Below are 15539 nucleotides of genomic sequence, written 5' to 3' on the forward strand. Positions count from 1 at the left end.
ATAGCCACGTCGATCACTCCGTTCCCCTGCCCGTTGCCGAGCAGGTCAGTGTTCTACGTGGGTCAATATTCGATGCAAATTACTGCGTAGGGTGGGTCAGGATTCCGTGCAAATCAACAACCAGAACGATCGCGGTCCCTCCATCCGCTAAATATCTGCATCCAACGATGGAGACAACAGCCATGAGATACCACGAAATCCTGACCCAAGCAGGTCTGCATGAAGTCGCAGACCTTGAGCAGCAGCGCATCAAAGCGCAGAAGCAGGCCGCCAAGCGCCAGACGGTCGCGGCGAAGCGTGCCGACTTGACCCATCGCATCGACAAGGCAAAGAAGCAGCTCGCCGACCTCAACGCCAAGCCGATTTGATCGACATCCAGCGAATGTCGGTTGAACCGACGTTTGAGGCCGATACAAGCCCTGTTCGTACGCAATCGAACAGGGCTTCGTCATTAGAGAACCCCGTTTTTCGAGGTTTCCCGTGTGTACGGTATACACAAGTTATCGAGGCTTATCCGAGCTTTTTCGCCAGTTCGCTCGCTGACGTGTGGTAGTACCGACTCAGCATCTGAACATTGGAATGCCCGGTCACGGATGCAAGCTCGATCACGTTTGGTAGCTTTTTCGCGAGATTCGTCGTTGCCATGTGCCGTAGATCGTGAAAGTGAAAGTTTTCAATTCCGGCACGCTTGCACGCTCTCGGCCACGCACACAAGACGACGTTCTGGCTGATCGGGATAACGCGCTCGTCGATGCGCTCCAAGCTCTCCAGAATCGCGATCGCGGCACTGCTCAACGGAACATACCGATCCTTGCCGTTTTTCGTCATCGGCAGATAGGCCGTGCGCTGATCAAAATCGACGTGCCTCCATTGCAGAGACAACAATTCGCCCTGTCGCATCGCTGTCTCCAGCGCAAGCTTCACGAGCGGAAGCAGCCACCTACTCCGTAACTCATGGCGCTCCGTATGCAGTTCATGCAGGAGCCGATCAAGTTCGGCAGGCTTCAATATGCGATTCCGCCCAGGCGGCAATCGGGGCTTTTTCACAAGCTTCGTCGGATTGCTTACTGAGAGTCCCCACTCACGCTGCGCATGTGTGATCACCGCGCTGATCGTTGCGAGTTCACGGCAGACGCATGAATTGGTCGCCACCTTGAGACGTTGATCGCGGTAATCGGCCAGCAGACTCGCCGTCAGATTGCGCATGCTGTACTCGGCAATCTTGTGGCGCAGCATTTTGCCGATTCGATATTCTTCGCTGAGCCGACTACGCTTTGTCGGTGTGATCGATTCCTTGTAACGCTCCAGCAGTTTGCCGAAGGTTATGTCGGTCGTGCCTGCTGGATCGACCCACGTCCCGTCGTCCATCGCGGTTTCGACTGAACGTGCCCAGACTTGCCCGTCTGCCTTCGTCGCAAACGACTTGTACTGCGTAGGAAATCCCTTGCGATTGATTTTGACTTGCCAGCGTCCATTACGCTGACTGAATGTCGCCATGTTTTTGCCTCTGAGTTGCGGTTGAGTTGCAAAAACATGTTTTCGGACAATTGGAAATGCTGGAAAGCCTCAGCCAACGGTCAAATTAGGTTCTGACCCCAATTTTCAGTTGATGCACTCGTCGGTAATCATCAGGGCCATACTTCCACCAACTTTTCATTCAAAAACAGTGCATTATAGCGCTCAAGCCATCTGTGCCGCCGGACAACATTGCTCGAAATGCGGGCATGTGCAGCGCACTGCGTTGCGCTCACGCGCCTTCTTTTGTCTAAACTGCTTAACCTGATTATTTGCTTATAGCAAAACTTGTACTAAACACTTTCATTTGTTATGATTTTTATACCAAAAGGAGGTGGTATGCATACTACCCGAAATGGGCAGGTGGGTTTAATTCCTTCCCGGAATCAATCAACCGCCCAACCGGCCAGCGCGTGGCTTTTAGGCTATGCCGCGTTTCATGATGCATTGCAACGCGAAGAGACGGATTTTGGCGCATTACCCCCATATGTGAAACTCCCTGTGCTCCGGCGGTTGGCCGGATGCGCATTTACGCCATCTTCTGTCCTGGTCGCGCTAAATGGCGTACGTGCCGCTTATATCGAAGTCGGCACATCGTCTGTCGCGGAGGTTGTACGACATTACTTTTCGTCGGAAGCCAATAATGCGGACGCGGCGAACGAGACAACGGACATCCTCGAAACGCTTGCGGCAACTTTTCCACCGGCAGTCGTCCCTCTCGTTGCCAGGTCACCCTGTTTGCTCAGTCCCGGCAGAGGCATCTTCCTTGAAGGCTGGCAACGGTTCGTGACCTATTGGGCCCGTAACGACGAGACAATTCCGCTGCTGGCAGTCGATTGGCCCACCTTGTACGACCGCCTCACGGACAACCGAATGACTAATGCCGGCACAACAACAGACGCGCCACATTGCGACGCCGCCTGGCATGTGGCTCACCCGCCATCCGATTTTTGAAGATGCGCTGTGTTGCGACGCGACAAGGTTTAGCCTCGCCGCAGGTTCCGACTATAAATAACCGCTTGAATGAGAGGCCGCCTTGCGCGCTTTAGCAACCGGATTCTTCTTTAATATATATTGCACTGCGAATGTTATTCCGCTCGAATCACGATGTTACGAAGGATTGAAAGCACGCCCTTCATGGCATAAAGCATGATCAGCGCTCCAAGCAAATCGCCTATGTACATCATGCAGAAGCGTTTGATGAAGTTTTCGGTATCCCCGGTCAACGCAAACCAGAGATGATGCAGCACGGCATTCGCCGTTGCTACGGCGAACGCCAGAACGAGGAGCCGCTTGGGCGTCAGGTTCGCCAATGACGCTTTTAGTTGGTACCGCTCAAGCGCCAGGCGATAGACCGCGTAGGGCCCCGCCGCGCTGATGATCGCCCCCACAATGGCTCGAACCGGATCGTGGGGAAAGTAATAAGCAAAATCGACGATTAGCGCGGCAATCAATAAGCCAATCGCACCATCCGCGCCAAGTAGCAGCGTACTCAGCAACCGGATGCCGGTCGGCAGATAGATCCAGTTAACGCCGTTCAGAAACTCCGTGTGTCTGAAAAGCGCCTCATTCAGCCACAACGACAATATGTACACGAGCACGGTGCCTGCGATCGACCAGCAATGTAAACGTAAGCTTTGCATACGATATAATTCTCATTACGTTTTTAAATAGCTGCATCAAAGTTAAGGCTCGCGCGTCGTTGAGCGGGCGTTCAACGCGGTTGGTACGCAAGCAATGACACGTCCTGCTGATATCTATCTTCGATTTTTGCAATTGACCGAAGCACTGCGTGGCCTGCCCACGCTGCCTGCGCTCGATCCGCTCGAAGAGAAAATTCTCGAATTCGTCGCGCGCGCGAACCAAAAGAACGATCGGCTTTCGGTGCGGGACATGATGGCACGTAGCGAACTTGGCTCGCCCGCAACGCTTCACGCGCGCATTACGTCAATGCGTGAAAAAGGCTGGCTCACATTAGGCGACACGGAAGACACACGCCGCAAACAGATCGAATTAACGCCCGCCGCGCTCAAGCATTTCGACAAACTCGCCGAAGCGTTCGCGAAGGCGGCTAAAGGCTCCTGACTGACTCAATCTGCCGATGTCACCAACAGGTCTGCATTTCGGACCTGCTCTCCCATCCATTTCCAATCTGATAATCAGCACAACCAATAAACAGACGCATCGAGAATCGCAAAAATCACGCACTTCTTACTCGTTTCTCATTGCATTGCGATGCGAGGGCCGGCGTTGTCACCAGGCCCTCCGGTTTGCGTCCTTTCGTGCCGCTTGTGCCGCTTTTGCTCAAGCCTTCGTGACCGGGCCGCCCATCGCGGCGACCTTGTGCTGCAGGCGCTTTTCCACCGACGGAAACACAAACTTGCTCACGTCGCCTCCGAGCTGGGCAATCTCCCGCACAATCGTGCCGGAGATGAACTGATATTGATCGGACGGCGTCATGAACATCGTTTCGACATCAGGCAGCAAATAGCGGTTCATGCCCGCCATCTGAAACTCGTATTCGAAGTCCGACACGGCGCGCAAGCCGCGCACGATCACGCGCGCGTTATTGACGCGCACGAAATCCTTCAGCAGCCCCTTGAAGCTCATCACCTGCACGTTCGGATAATGGCCGAGGACCTCGTGGGCGATTTCGAGCCGCTCGTCGAGCGAGAAAAACGGTTGCTTGTTGCGGCTGTCGGCAACGCCAACCACCAGCGTGTCGAAAATGCTCGACGCGCGCCGCACGAGATCTTCGTGGCCGCGCGTAAGGGGGTCGAAGGTACCGGGGTACACGGCGACTACCATGAGGCTTCTCCTCTCATCGGAAATGGGGCGCGATACACTGCCCGGCCAGTTCGATCGTGGCCGTCGCGGTGCAGGCGCAAGTGCGAGCCTGGCGATGAGGCTGCCCGCCACTTGTTATCGAACGCGCATTATTCCTCATTTTCGCGCTGCAGCAAATGATAGAAGACCGCGCCCGCCTTGCCGTCGCGGACGACGCTCCAACCCGCCAGGTCGGGTCGCGCGGCGGGATCGAGCCGCTCGCCGGACTCGACGTACAGCCAGCCGCCCGCTGCAACGAGCGGCGTGCAAAGTTCGAGCGCGCGCGTGAGGAGCGCGGTGTCGCCGAACGGCGGATCGAGGAACACCACGTCGAACGAACCCGGCGCGAGACTGGCCGCGAGGCGCAGCGCATCGGCTTCGGCGATTTCGATGGTACGCGCCGACAAGCGCGCCTGGTTCGCGCGCAACTGCGCGGCGGCGCGCGCATTGCGCTCGATCATCACGACGCGCGCGGCGCCGCGCGACGCCGCTTCGAAACCGAGCGCGCCGCTACCGGCGAAGAGGTCGAGACAGCGCTGGCCATCGAGTTGCTGGCCGAGCCAGTTGAAGAGCGTCTCGCGCACGCGGTCGGGCGTGGGCCGCAGGCCATCGAGATCGATGACCGGCAGGGGCGTGCGCTTCCAGTCGCCGCCGATGATACGGATCGTGTGCGCGCCGCCGCGCACGGCCTTGCCCGGCGCAGCAGGCTGAACGGAGCGGGCACCCTGCGGGCGCGAAGATGAGGATCGGGACATGCGTTTTTCGATGCGGCTTTAGAGTGTCTGGGCGACGCGCCGCGCGCGCCGGCCCCCTGATGCGCGAACGTTACCACAGCCCCGCGTACGCGCCGCCCGGTTACCGCAACGACGCGGCCGAGAGCGCCTGATAAAATGCCGTGTTTTCCGTGCGTTGCCTCCATTTCCACGACGTCGGCGACCACTCCACGGTCCGACCCGCAACGCGCCTCCACGAACCAGATCATGTTCAGTTTCTTCAAACGACTCCGCGGCTCCAAGGCCGAAGAGACCGCGCAGGCCGAAGCCGCGCAGACGCCCGAGGCTCAAGCCGGGGATTCGGCACCGGCCGGATCCGATACCCGCGCGCCCTCGCCCGCAGCCGCGCCTGCGCAAGCACGCCAGCCCATCGCGGCGTCCTCGCCCTCGCGATCCGCCCCTGCAACCGCCGTGGCCGTCGAGGCCGTCGACATCGTTCCTCCGCCCGCGCCCGAAGCGGCCGCGAAGCAATCCTGGCTCGCGCGCCTGAAATCGGGCCTCTCGAAGACGAGTTCGAGCCTCACGAGCATCTTCGTCAACGCGAAGATCGACGACGATCTTTACGAGGAACTCGAAACGGCGCTCCTGATGTCCGATGCGGGCGTCGAAGCCACCGAATTCCTGCTGGAAACGCTGCGCCAGAAAGTGCGCAGCGAGCGCCTCACCGAAGCTCCGCAGGTGAAAAACGCGCTGCGTCAGTTGCTCATCGACCTGCTCAAACCGCTCGAAAAATCGCTCATGCTCGGCCGCGCGCAGCCGCTCGTCATGATGATTGCGGGCGTGAACGGCGCGGGCAAGACAACGAGCATCGGCAAGCTCGCGAAGCATTTGCAGCGCTTCGACCAGTCCGTGCTGCTCGCCGCCGGCGACACGTTCCGCGCCGCCGCGCGCGAACAGCTCGCGGTCTGGGGCGAGCGCAACAATGTGACGGTCGTTTCGCAGGAAAGCGGCGACCCGGCCGCGGTGATCTTCGATGCGGTGAGCGCCGCACGTGCGCGCGGCATCGACGTGCTGATGGCCGACACGGCCGGCCGCCTGCCGACGCAGCTCCATCTGATGGACGAACTGAAGAAGGTCAAGCGCGTGATCGGCAAGGCGCTCGACGGCGCACCGCACGAAGTGCTGCTCGTGATCGACGCGAACACGGGTCAGAACGCGCTCGCGCAGGTGAAGGCGTTCGACGATGCGCTCGGCCTGACCGGTCTTATCGTCACGAAGCTCGACGGCACGGCGAAGGGCGGCATCCTCGCGGCTATTGCGCGTCAGCGTCCGGTGCCGGTGTATTTCATCGGCGTGGGCGAAAAGGTCGAGGATCTGCAGCCGTTCAACGCCGAAGAATTCACCGACGCGCTGCTCGGCAACTAAGCGCAATCAGCGCGCAGCACCCCAAAAAAGGGCGTCGTTCCGATGAACGGCGCTCTTTTTCCTTGCGCGCCGATCACTGGCGCACCTCGGTGCACGTCGCTCACTCGGCATCCGGCTGCACGCCCGGCGCGGCCCGTGCGAACGCCTCGAGTTGCGACGCGTAATCGTAAATGCGCTCGATCGTCGCATAACGCGACGTGTCGATCTCGAAGCGGCTCGCGTTGAACACCTGCGGCACGAGACACAGATCGGCAAGCGTCGGCGTATCGCCGTAACAGAGTTTGCCCGTGCGCGGATCGCTCGCCAGACGCCGTTCGAGCGTCTCGAACCCCGACTCGATCCAGTGGCGGTACCACGCATCCTTCGCGGTGCCATCGACGCCGAGCGTGTGCTTCAAATACTTCAGCACGCGCAGGTTGTTCAACGGATGAATCTCGCACGCCACCTGAAGCGCCAGCGCGCGCACGTGGGCGCGGTCGACGGGCCGCTTCGGCAGCAGCGGCGGCTCGGGGTGCGTCTCGTCCAGATACTCGATGATCGCGAGCGACTGCTGGATGGCGTGCTGCTCGTCGTCGATCAGCGTCGGCACGATGCCGTCTGCGTTGATCTGCCGGTAGGCCGGTTTCAGTTGCTCGCCGCCGTCGCGCAAGAGATGCACCGGCACGTACTCGTACGGCAGGCCCTTCAGATTCAGCGCGATACGCACACGGTACGCTGCCGAACTGCGGAAATAGCTGTAGAGCTTCATGTCCGTCTCACTCCCATTCAGAAGCGCGAATCGTTGCCGAAGTGTGACCTTACGCGCGCTTCAGACCACGCGCACGGCAAACTCGCCGAGCCCGTCGACGCCGCCGCGCATCAAATCGCCCTTCACTACCGCGCCAACGCCTTCGGGCGTACCCGTGTAGATCAGATCACCGGCCTTCAGCTCGACGAGCGTCGACAAAAACGCAATCGTGTCGGCCACCGGCCAGATCAGCTGCGAAACGTCCGCGCGCTGCTTTTCCTCACCGTTGACCGATAGCCAGATCGCGCCGCGTGCGACCTGACCGACTTGCGTAACGGGATGGATAGGGCCGATCGGCGCCGAATGATCGAAGCCCTTGGCGGTATCCCATGGGCGGCCAAGCTTCTTCGCTTCGGCTTGCAGGTCGCGGCGCGTCATGTCGAGGCCGAGCGCGTAGCCCCAGACATGTTCGAGTGCGCGCGCAACGGGAATGTCCTTTCCGCCCTTGCCGATCGCCGCGACGAGTTCCATCTCGAAGTGGACGTTCTTCGACTGCGCGGGATACGGGAATTCGGCGGTTGCACCGGGGGCGACGTAGAGAACCGCATCGGCGGGCTTCGAGAAGAAGAACGGCGGCTCACGATCCGGATCGTGGCCCATCTCGCGCGCGTGCGCTTCGTAGTTGCGTCCGACGCAATAGATGCGGCGCACCGGAAAACGCTGGTCGCTTCCTGCTACCGGCACCGATACCGGCGGTGCCGGCTCAAAAGCGTACGTCATGAAATTCTCCCAAGGCGTGAAAGTCAGCGCGGTCAGTGCAGGCAGTGTAACGCCCGGCGCAGGCACTGCGTGACCGGGGGATTGCACGTTGGCGCCAGGCATCGCCTGCGCACCTCATGCGATACTTTGCGCATCCGCCCTTTCATGACCGCTGCGATGGCCACTGCAATGGCCGCTGCGATGATCACAGCAATGACCACAACGATGCACGCCGCGCACCGCACGCGTACCGGCACCCAGGAATTCCGCTCCCCATGAATGCCCCCGACGCCCCCGACACTTTTTCCTGCGCCCGCTTCATCAAGGAGATCGGCCGTGGGCCGAACGGCGCGCGCGCGCTGTCGCCGGAAGACACGCACGCGCTCTACGCCGCGATGCTCGACGGCCGCGTACCCGATCTCGAACTCGGCGCGGTGCTGCTCGCGTACCGGCTAAAAGGCGAATCCGCCGACGAACTCGCTGCAATGCTGGCTGCCGCGCACGCTTCATTCGCGCCGCTTGCGTCCCCGGCGGGCGACTATCGCGCGGTCTCGATCCCGAGCTACAACGGCGCGCGCAAGCAGCCGAACCTCGTGCCGTTGCTCGCCTTGCTGCTCGCGCGCGAAGGTGTGCCAGTGCTGGTCCACGGCGTGAGCAGCGATCCGGGACGGGTCACGAGCGCTGAAATCTTCGCGGCGCTGAATCTGTCCGACGCGCTCGATCACGCCGATATCGAACATCAGCTCGAAGAACGCCGCGTCGCGTTCGCGTCAATCGAAGCGCTCGCGCCGAAGCTCGCGCGCCTGCTCGCGCTGCGCCGCCGCATGGGCGTGCGCAACTCGACGCACACGCTCGTCAAGCTGCTGCAGCCTTTCGCGCAACCCGGCGTGCGGCTCGTGAACTACACCCACCCGGCGTACCGCGAGAGCATGCGCGCGCTGTTCGCGGCGCACCCGGATGCCGCCGTGGGCGGCGCATTGCTCGCGCGCGGCACGGAAGGCGAAGCCGTCGCCGACACGCGCCGCCAGGTGCAGGTCGACTGGCTGCACGACGGCATCTGCGAAACGCTGATCGAGCCGGAGCCTTCGTCGCCCGATACGCCCGACGCCGCACTGCCCGAAGGCCGCGATGCGCCCACCACGGCCGCATGGATCGAAGCGGTGCTGCGCGGCGATGCGCCGGTGCCGCAGGCGCTTGCGCGCCAGGTCGAGACGATCCGGCGCATCGCGAAACGCTGAGCACGGCGCAACGCGCCTCGCGTTGTGCGACGCCACGCGAGGCGCACAACGCGAGGCAACGCAAGGCAACGCTGGACGAAGCGTGCCCGCCATCGCCGCAGAATGCACCATCGGCGTGCTTCTGCGCGCATCCTGCCGCATCTGCCCGGCGAGTCTGAAAACACGCCAACTCAAAATTCCTCGTTGACACGCGCGTCCAGCCTGCCTTACATTGTGCCGATGCGTTCCTTCCCGAACACCCTCCGAATTACCTCCGGCCGCCTAGCGGCCCTATCGCTACGTCTAGCGTAAGCCAGGCATAGCGCTGCGCGACCACCTCTTCGGTAGCGCAGTCCTCCCAAGCAGTTTCAGCAGTACCTCCAAACCGTAGTTCCTTTCACAACCTGTTTGTCGTCTGCATTCGTCCGTCTACCGTTCGGACGAGTCGCGAGGGTCAAAATGCACGTTGCATGGGCTTGCCTCACGTTTGCTTCCGGCTCGGCCACCGCCGCTGCCGCGCTTGCATGCGCCGTCATCGCCCGCTCGCTCGAAATTTCGCGCACCGTGCTTCGCCAGCCGCCCGCCAGCCGCCCGCTGCCGGCCACCTTCGCAGACGACAAATCGAACGAGGCTCGCCATGTTGCGTAACCCTGCCGAGAAGTACCGTCCGTTTCCCGCCTTCCGCCTCAATGGCCGCCGATGGCCCACCCGCACCATCGAACGCGCGCCGGTCTGGATGAGCACCGATCTGCGCGACGGCAACCAGTCGCTGATCGAGCCGATGAGCATCGAGCAGAAGACCGAATTTTTCGACATGCTGGTGGCGGTCGGTTTCAAGGAAATCGAAGTCGGCTTTCCGTCGGCATCGCAGACCGACTTCGATTTCGTGCGCAAGCTGATCGAGGAAAAGCGCATCCCCGACGACGTGACGATCGAAGTGCTCGTGCAGTCGCGCGAGGCGCTGATCGCCCGCACGTTCGAAGCGCTCGAAGGCGCGCCGCGCGCGATCGTGCACCTCTACAACGCGATCTGCCCGTCGTTTCGCAAGATCGTGTTCGGCCAGTCGAAGGACGAAACGAAAGCACTCGCCGTGGAAGGCACGCGCATCATCCGCGAATACGCCGATGCGCGCCCTCAGACGCAGTGGACCTACGAGTACTCGCCCGAAACGTTCAGCATGACCGAGCTGACGTTCGCGCGCGAAGTGTGCGACGCCGTCGCGCAGACCTGGCGTCCGACGCGCGATCACAAGATGATCGTGAACCTTCCGGCGACGGTCGAAGCGGCGATGCCGAACGTTTTTGCCGACCAGATCGAGTGGATGGACCGCAACCTCGCATACCGCGACAGCATCGTGCTCTCCGTGCATCCGCACAACGATCGCGGCACGGCGGTGGCCGCCGCCGAAATGGCGCTGCTCGCGGGTGCGGACCGCATCGAGGGCTGCCTGTTCGGCAACGGCGAGCGCACCGGCAACGTCGACCTCGTGACGCTCGCGATGAACCTCTACACGCAGGGGATCGACCCGGGCCTCGATTTCTCCGATATCGACGCCGTGCGCCGCGTGGTCGAGCGCTGCAACCAGTTGCCCGTGCATCCACGCCATCCGTATGCGGGCGACCTCGTGTTTACGGCATTCTCGGGCTCACATCAGGATGCGATTCGCAAGGGCTTCGCGCAGCAGCGCCCCGATGCGGTCTGGGAAGTGCCCTACCTCCCGATCGATCCCGCCGACCTCGGACGCAGCTACGACGCCGTGATCCGCGTGAACAGCCAGTCCGGTAAAGGCGGCGCGACCTATCTGCTCGAGCGCGGCATGGGCTTCACGCCGCCGTACCGCGTGCAGATCGAGTTCAGCCATGCGGTGCAGACGCTCGCGGACACATCCGGCGAAGAAATCACAGGCGACGCAATCTGCGCGCTCTTCGCGCGCGAATACTTCAAGACGCACGGTCCGGCCACGCACACGGGCGCGGGACGCGTGCGCTGGGAGGGCTGCGATGTCGCGGCGCCTGCATCGGCCAGCAGTCTCGACGCGCACGCACGGGCCGTCGTGGCCGCGATTGCGGCGGCATCGGGTGAAGACGTCGAGCTCATGTCGTTCGAAACCGCACGCACGACCGTTGGCTGCACGGCGGTGTTCGTCGGATGCCGCGTGGGATCGCAGGGGATCCGCCACGGCGTGGCCATCGCCGAGGACGCAACGCACGCGGCGATCGAAGCCGTCGTGAGCAGTGTGAATCGCGCGTCGTGGCCGCAGGTCGACCGCCGCGCCGCGGCTTGACGTAACGGGGCAACGGCAGAGGGAACCAGGAAGGCAGCCGCGCCGCACGGCACAGTCCAGCGGCGCGGCGAGGATCGGGTGAAGGCGTTCAGAGGAAGAAATTCAGCAGGGGGGATTCAGCAGCAGGAGTTCAAGTGCGGGGATTCAGCCGCAGAAATTCAGCCGCAGGAATTCTGAAAGACAGGAAGCAGCAGGCAGCGCCGTTGGGCGCCGGCGGTCAGACAGGCTGCTGGCGCGAGCCCGGAGCGTTCAGAAGACGCCCCGGAAGCAGAAATCCACCGATCTCATTCGAGCGCACAACGCGTGGCCTGCCAGGCGAGCAGACGCCAGCGGCCGTCTTCCTGGGTCTGGATGGCCGTATAGGCAATCGGAAACAGCAGCGCGCCGTTGTTGGCCTCCATTTCGACCAGCGCGCGGCCCGAAACGACACAGGTTTCGCGCCCCACGGGCAGCACGTCCTGCGACTGGATCTCGATTTGCCGATAGCGACGGCGGCCTGCCGTGATGGCATCAATGAACTGCTGCTTGGTTTCGCGTTTGCCGTTCGTGTGCACGTAGATCACGTTGTCCGATAGCAGTTCGGCGAGCGACGTGCCGTCGCCGTCCACCATCGCACGAAACCGCTCGCGTTCCAGTCCGCGAATCGCATCGATTACTTTTGCAGCCATTGCTCGAGCCCCTTGCGCACGAGTCCGGGCCATTGCCTCGAACCTGCGCCGAAGATGTACCGCACGCGCCTGGCTGAAATTTATACCAGGATTTGACGCGTGGATATGTGCAATCGAATTACCGCGTGATTCAGCGCGCATAGCGCTCACGAGACGAATCCGGCCCTCTGAACGCCCCCCGAAACAGCCGCTCGGCCGACGCGCCTGATCGTCGCAGCGCAGCACTTTCCGGCCGGTGCGATGTCTATGCTTCGTATATCGAAGTTCGGCACTTCGCACGGTTTGGCCGCAGCCCCGGTGGCGTGGCATCTGCAAGCCAACCCTGATTGAGTTCCGTTCTGTGAGCCTTCGTGCTCACGACTAGAGGGTTTACTCGACGCGATCCTGCGCGAGCGACCCACGCGGGCTGTCAGCCCCGCCCGGCGTGGCTCTCGCAAAATCTATCGAAACACAATCTCGATAGTTATCGCGGAACCTTCAATTCACTACAGACTCCAAGGGTTAGCACTCGGTGGATCAGAGTGCTAACATCCACCGTGGAGTCGCAGTCCGACTTTTGCAGATATAGAGGAGTTCACTACGTGAGCAACGCACTGACAATGACCCTTCCTGGTACGCTGAGCCCGACGCCGGCCAAGGCGGCGCGGTCAGGCGCGCTGGCGCTCGCGAGTCAATCGATGCTGCCCGGCCAGTTGGGCAACATCGACGCGTACATCCAGGCCGTCAACCGGATCCCGATGTTGACGCCGCAAGAGGAGCGCCAGTTCGCGACCGAATATCGCGAGCAAAACAGTCTCGAAGGCGCACGGCGCCTCGTGCTGTCGCACCTGCGCCTCGTCGTGTCCATCGCGCGCAATTATCTCGGCTACGGCCTGCCGCACGCCGACCTGATCCAGGAAGGCAACATCGGCCTGATGAAGGCGGTGAAGCGCTTCGACCCGGAGCAGAACGTCCGCCTCGTGTCGTACGCCATGCACTGGATCAAGGCCGAAATCCACGAATACATCCTGCGTAACTGGCGCATGGTGAAGGTCGCCACGACCAAGGCGCAGCGCAAGCTGTTCTTCAACCTGCGCAGCCACAAGCAGGGCCTGCAGTCGTTCACGCCGGAGGAAATCGACGGTCTGGCACAAGAACTGAACGTGAAGCGCGAGGAAGTCGTCGAGATGGAAACGCGGCTGTCGGGCGCCGACATTGCGCTCGAAGGCCAGTCCGACGACGGCGAGGAATCCTTCGCCCCCATCGCGTGGCTCGCGGACTCGCACAGTGAGCCGACCGCCGTGCTGGCCGCACGTCAGCGCGACCGCCTGCAGTCGGACGGCATCACGAGCGCGCTGGAAGCGCTCGATGCACGCAGCCGCCGCATCATCGAGGCGCGCTGGCTCAACGTCTCCGACGACGGCTCGGGCGGCTCGACGCTGCACGAACTGGCCGATGAGTTCGGCGTCTCGGCGGAGCGAATCCGCCAGATCGAAGCAAGCGCGATGAAGAAGATGCGCACGACGCTCGCCGACTACAACTAATCCGCTCACGCGGACCGCGAGGCACAGTCAAAAGCCCCGTCCTCTCAGGAGGCGGGGCTTTTTAGTTGTTCCGTTGGTCAGGCCGGTTGCGGCGCGAGCATTTGCGCGTAGCGCGATGCAGCACGGCCAGCGACGATGTGCAGCGTATTGTCCGAAACCCACACGACATCGAGCGCATCGAGCTGCTGACGATCGACTGCCGACGCATCGTGCACCGTCACGCGCAGACGCGTCACTGCCACAGCATCAATCGACGCGATGTTCGCCGAACCGCCCAGCGCGCCAAGCAACCCGGCCGGATCCGGATCGAGCGGACCTTGGAGCGGACCCTGCGCTGCGCCTTCCCCGGCAACGGCCTGAACCGGCGCGGCATCGTGCGTTTGCGTCACGACCTGCGCCTGCGGCACCACCTTATGGCCGCCGCGCCCGATTGCGTTGCGGATTTCGTCGGCGATCATGTCCGCTTCCGGTCCGATGATGACTTGCACGCTGCCACCGCCACGCTTGAGCACGCCGCGCGCGCCGATCCCCTTCAGCGCGGGCTCGGAGACTTTCGCCGCATCCGCCACCGAAAGACGCAGGCGCGTCGTGCAGGCATCGACGACCTTGAGGTTGTCCGCACCGCCGAGCGCATCGATATAGCGCCCGGCACGCGTCGCGCCTGCCGCAGCCCCCGACACCGACGTCGCGACCGCCGCATCGCCGCTCACGGGCTCACGGCCCGGCGTCGGCAGGTTAAAGCGCCGGATGAAGAACCGAAACAGCCCGTAATAGACGATCGCGTAGGCAATGCCGAGCGGAATCGCTTGCCAGCCGTGCGTGGACAAACCGTAATTCAGCGCGTAATCGATTGCACCTGCCGAGAACGTGAATCCGAGCTTGATGCCCAGCAGCGAGCAGATCGCGAGCGACAGGCCCGTCAGCACCGCGTGGATCGCGTAGAGCACGGGCGCGAGGAACATGAACGTGAACTCGATCGGCTCGGTCACGCCCGTGAGGAACGAGGTGAGCGCCATCGAGAGCAGCAGGCCCGCGACCATCGAGCGGCGCTCCTTCGGCACCTCGTGCAGCATCGCGAGGCACGCGGCCGGCAGGCCGAACATCATCACCGGGAAGAAGCCGGCCATGAAGCTGCCCGCTGTGGGGTCTTGCGCGAAGAAGCGATGCAGGTCGCCGGTGACCGGCGCGCCGCCGCCTGCAGGCGTGAAGGTCCCGAACACGAACCAGACGAGCGAATTCAGGATGTGGTGCAGGCCCGTGACGAGCAGCAGCCGGTTCAGGAGGCCATAGACGAACGTGCCGATGGCGCCTGCGGTGGTCAGCCAGTGACCGGCGGAATCGATCGCGCCCTGCACCTGCCCCCACGCGTAGCCAAAGACGACCCCGAGCACCAGGCACACGAGCCCCGTGACAATCGGCACGAACCGCTTGCCGCCGAAGAACGCAAGGAACTCCGGCAGCTTGATGTCCTTGAACCGGTTGTACAACATGCCCGCGACAATACCCGCCACGACACCCGAGAGGACGCCCATGTTGAGCTTGTCGTTGATGTCCTTCATCACGGCCGTCTGGACCAGATAGCCGAGCGCGCCGGCGAGCGCCGCAACGCCGTTGTTGTCCTTCGCGAAGCCCACCGCAATGCCGATCGCGAACAGCAGCGGCAGGTTGTCGAAGATCGCGCCGCCTGCGTCGGCGATGATCTTGATGTTCAGCATGTCGGCCTGCCCGAAGCGCAGCAGGATGCCGGCTACCGGCAACACTGCGATCGGCAGCATCAGCGCGCGGCCGAGGCTCTGAATTTTAAGAAACGGATTGCCATCCATAGAACTGCCTCCAGTCCCGGTCTATTTGGTGACGTTGGTCACGTCGGTCGGGTGTTGCG

Annotated in this window: 15 protein-coding genes; 7 read left to right on the forward strand and 8 right to left on the reverse strand. The window is 62.3% G+C overall.

Annotation, left to right across the window (positions count from 1 at the left end; translation table 11 throughout):
- A partial coding sequence (locus EPN59_RS08425) for a hypothetical protein (protein WP_293037582.1) occupies nt 1–368 on the forward strand: 368 nt, incomplete at its 5' end.
- A gap of 142 nt (nt 369–510) precedes the next feature.
- On the opposite strand, the gene EPN59_RS08430 is transcribed toward EPN59_RS08425, so the two are convergent.
- Nucleotides 511–1497 carry a site-specific integrase gene (locus EPN59_RS08430; RefSeq protein ID WP_293045886.1) on the reverse strand — a complete coding sequence of 329 codons (987 nt, stop codon included), beginning with the start codon at nt 1495–1497 and terminating at the stop codon, nt 511–513.
- A gap of 357 nt (nt 1498–1854) precedes the next feature.
- On the opposite strand from EPN59_RS08430, the gene EPN59_RS08435 reads away from it, so the two are divergent.
- Nucleotides 1855–2469 (forward strand): hypothetical protein, encoded by a 615-nt coding sequence (locus tag EPN59_RS08435; protein ID WP_293037589.1) that lies wholly within the window; start codon nt 1855–1857, stop codon nt 2467–2469.
- 134 nt (nt 2470–2603) lie between these two features.
- Here EPN59_RS08435 and EPN59_RS08440 read toward each other — a convergent pair whose 3' ends face one another.
- Nucleotides 2604–3158: a hypothetical protein gene (locus EPN59_RS08440; protein ID WP_293037592.1), complete on the reverse strand. Its 555-nt coding sequence runs from the start codon at nt 3156–3158 to the stop codon at nt 2604–2606.
- A gap of 94 nt (nt 3159–3252) precedes the next feature.
- Here EPN59_RS08440 and EPN59_RS08445 point away from each other — a divergent pair, with 94 nt between their 5' ends.
- A complete protein-coding gene (locus EPN59_RS08445; RefSeq protein ID WP_293037595.1) occupies nt 3253–3600 on the forward strand; it encodes a winged helix-turn-helix domain-containing protein in 348 nt (115 codons plus the stop codon).
- A 219-nt stretch (nt 3601–3819) separates the two neighbouring features.
- Here the strand turns inward: EPN59_RS08445 and coaD are convergent, their stop codons facing one another.
- Both coaD and rsmD read right to left on the reverse strand, forming a co-directional pair.
- Nucleotides 3820–4323 (reverse strand): pantetheine-phosphate adenylyltransferase, encoded by a 504-nt coding sequence (coaD, locus tag EPN59_RS08450; RefSeq protein ID WP_293037598.1) that lies wholly within the window; start codon nt 4321–4323, stop codon nt 3820–3822.
- Nucleotides 4324–4451: 128 nt separating this feature from the next.
- Nucleotides 4452–5096, reverse strand: a complete 645-nt coding sequence (rsmD, locus tag EPN59_RS08455) for a 16S rRNA (guanine(966)-N(2))-methyltransferase RsmD (RefSeq protein WP_293037602.1) — start codon at nt 5094–5096, stop codon at nt 4452–4454.
- Between the two features lie 225 nt (nt 5097–5321).
- Between rsmD and ftsY the strand changes: the two genes are divergently transcribed.
- The gene (gene ftsY, locus EPN59_RS08460; RefSeq protein ID WP_293037605.1) at nt 5322–6479 is read left to right on the forward strand and encodes a signal recognition particle-docking protein FtsY; all 1158 of its coding nucleotides are present in this window, start codon (nt 5322–5324) and stop codon (nt 6477–6479) included.
- Between the two features lie 100 nt (nt 6480–6579).
- Here the strand turns inward: ftsY and maiA are convergent, their stop codons facing one another.
- On the reverse strand, nt 6580–7227 hold the full coding sequence (gene maiA, locus EPN59_RS08465; RefSeq protein ID WP_293037608.1) for a maleylacetoacetate isomerase: 648 nt from the start codon (nt 7225–7227) through the stop codon (nt 6580–6582).
- A gap of 60 nt (nt 7228–7287) precedes the next feature.
- The gene (locus EPN59_RS08470; RefSeq protein WP_293037611.1) at nt 7288–7986 is read right to left on the reverse strand and encodes a fumarylacetoacetate hydrolase family protein; all 699 of its coding nucleotides are present in this window, start codon (nt 7984–7986) and stop codon (nt 7288–7290) included.
- 254 nt (nt 7987–8240) lie between these two features.
- Here EPN59_RS08470 and ybiB point away from each other — a divergent pair, with 254 nt between their 5' ends.
- Together ybiB and leuA are read left to right on the forward strand one after the other, a co-directional pair.
- Nucleotides 8241–9203, forward strand: a complete 963-nt coding sequence (gene ybiB, locus EPN59_RS08475; protein ID WP_293037614.1) for a DNA-binding protein YbiB — start codon at nt 8241–8243, stop codon at nt 9201–9203.
- A gap of 616 nt (nt 9204–9819) precedes the next feature.
- Nucleotides 9820–11466, forward strand: coding sequence for a 2-isopropylmalate synthase (gene leuA, locus EPN59_RS08480; protein ID WP_293037617.1), 1647 nt, complete (start codon nt 9820–9822; stop codon nt 11464–11466).
- A 284-nt stretch (nt 11467–11750) separates the two neighbouring features.
- Here leuA and EPN59_RS08485 read toward each other — a convergent pair whose 3' ends face one another.
- Complete coding sequence (locus EPN59_RS08485; RefSeq protein WP_293037620.1) at nt 11751–12134, reverse strand: nuclear transport factor 2 family protein; 384 nt, start codon at nt 12132–12134, stop codon at nt 11751–11753.
- A gap of 581 nt (nt 12135–12715) precedes the next feature.
- On the opposite strand from EPN59_RS08485, the gene rpoH reads away from it, so the two are divergent.
- On the forward strand, nt 12716–13657 hold the full coding sequence (gene rpoH, locus EPN59_RS08490) for an RNA polymerase sigma factor RpoH (protein ID WP_293037623.1): 942 nt from the start codon (nt 12716–12718) through the stop codon (nt 13655–13657).
- Nucleotides 13658–13734: 77 nt separating this feature from the next.
- On the opposite strand, the gene nagE is transcribed toward rpoH, so the two are convergent.
- Nucleotides 13735–15480 (reverse strand): N-acetylglucosamine-specific PTS transporter subunit IIBC, encoded by a 1746-nt coding sequence (nagE, locus tag EPN59_RS08495; RefSeq protein ID WP_293037626.1) that lies wholly within the window; start codon nt 15478–15480, stop codon nt 13735–13737.
- Nucleotides 15481–15539 lie beyond the last annotated feature (59 nt).

This window comes from Paraburkholderia sp., assembly GCF_004298475.1.
Classification (GTDB): Bacteria; Pseudomonadota; Gammaproteobacteria; order Burkholderiales; family Burkholderiaceae; genus Paraburkholderia; species Paraburkholderia denitrificans.

What these genes read in the sequence shown, in the direction of transcription:
- EPN59_RS08430 (WP_293045886.1), bottom strand. Translation starts at nt 1,497, where the DNA reads ATGGCGACATTCAGTCAGCGTAATGGACGCTGGCAAGTCAAAATCAAT.
- EPN59_RS08435 (WP_293037589.1), top strand. Translation starts at nt 1,855, where the DNA reads ATGCATACTACCCGAAATGGGCAGGTGGGTTTAATTCCTTCCCGGAAT.
- EPN59_RS08440 (WP_293037592.1), bottom strand. Translation starts at nt 3,158, where the DNA reads ATGCAAAGCTTACGTTTACATTGCTGGTCGATCGCAGGCACCGTGCTC.
- EPN59_RS08445 (WP_293037595.1), top strand. Translation starts at nt 3,253, where the DNA reads ATGACACGTCCTGCTGATATCTATCTTCGATTTTTGCAATTGACCGAA.
- coaD (WP_293037598.1), bottom strand. Translation starts at nt 4,323, where the DNA reads ATGGTAGTCGCCGTGTACCCCGGTACCTTCGACCCCCTTACGCGCGGC.
- rsmD (WP_293037602.1), bottom strand. Translation starts at nt 5,096, where the DNA reads ATGTCCCGATCCTCATCTTCGCGCCCGCAGGGTGCCCGCTCCGTTCAG.
- ftsY (WP_293037605.1), top strand. Translation starts at nt 5,322, where the DNA reads ATGTTCAGTTTCTTCAAACGACTCCGCGGCTCCAAGGCCGAAGAGACC.
- maiA (WP_293037608.1), bottom strand. Translation starts at nt 7,227, where the DNA reads ATGAAGCTCTACAGCTATTTCCGCAGTTCGGCAGCGTACCGTGTGCGT.
- EPN59_RS08470 (WP_293037611.1), bottom strand. Translation starts at nt 7,986, where the DNA reads ATGACGTACGCTTTTGAGCCGGCACCGCCGGTATCGGTGCCGGTAGCA.
- ybiB (WP_293037614.1), top strand. Translation starts at nt 8,241, where the DNA reads ATGAATGCCCCCGACGCCCCCGACACTTTTTCCTGCGCCCGCTTCATC.
- leuA (WP_293037617.1), top strand. Translation starts at nt 9,820, where the DNA reads ATGTTGCGTAACCCTGCCGAGAAGTACCGTCCGTTTCCCGCCTTCCGC.
- EPN59_RS08485 (WP_293037620.1), bottom strand. Translation starts at nt 12,134, where the DNA reads ATGGCTGCAAAAGTAATCGATGCGATTCGCGGACTGGAACGCGAGCGG.
- nagE (WP_293037626.1), bottom strand. Translation starts at nt 15,480, where the DNA reads ATGGATGGCAATCCGTTTCTTAAAATTCAGAGCCTCGGCCGCGCGCTG.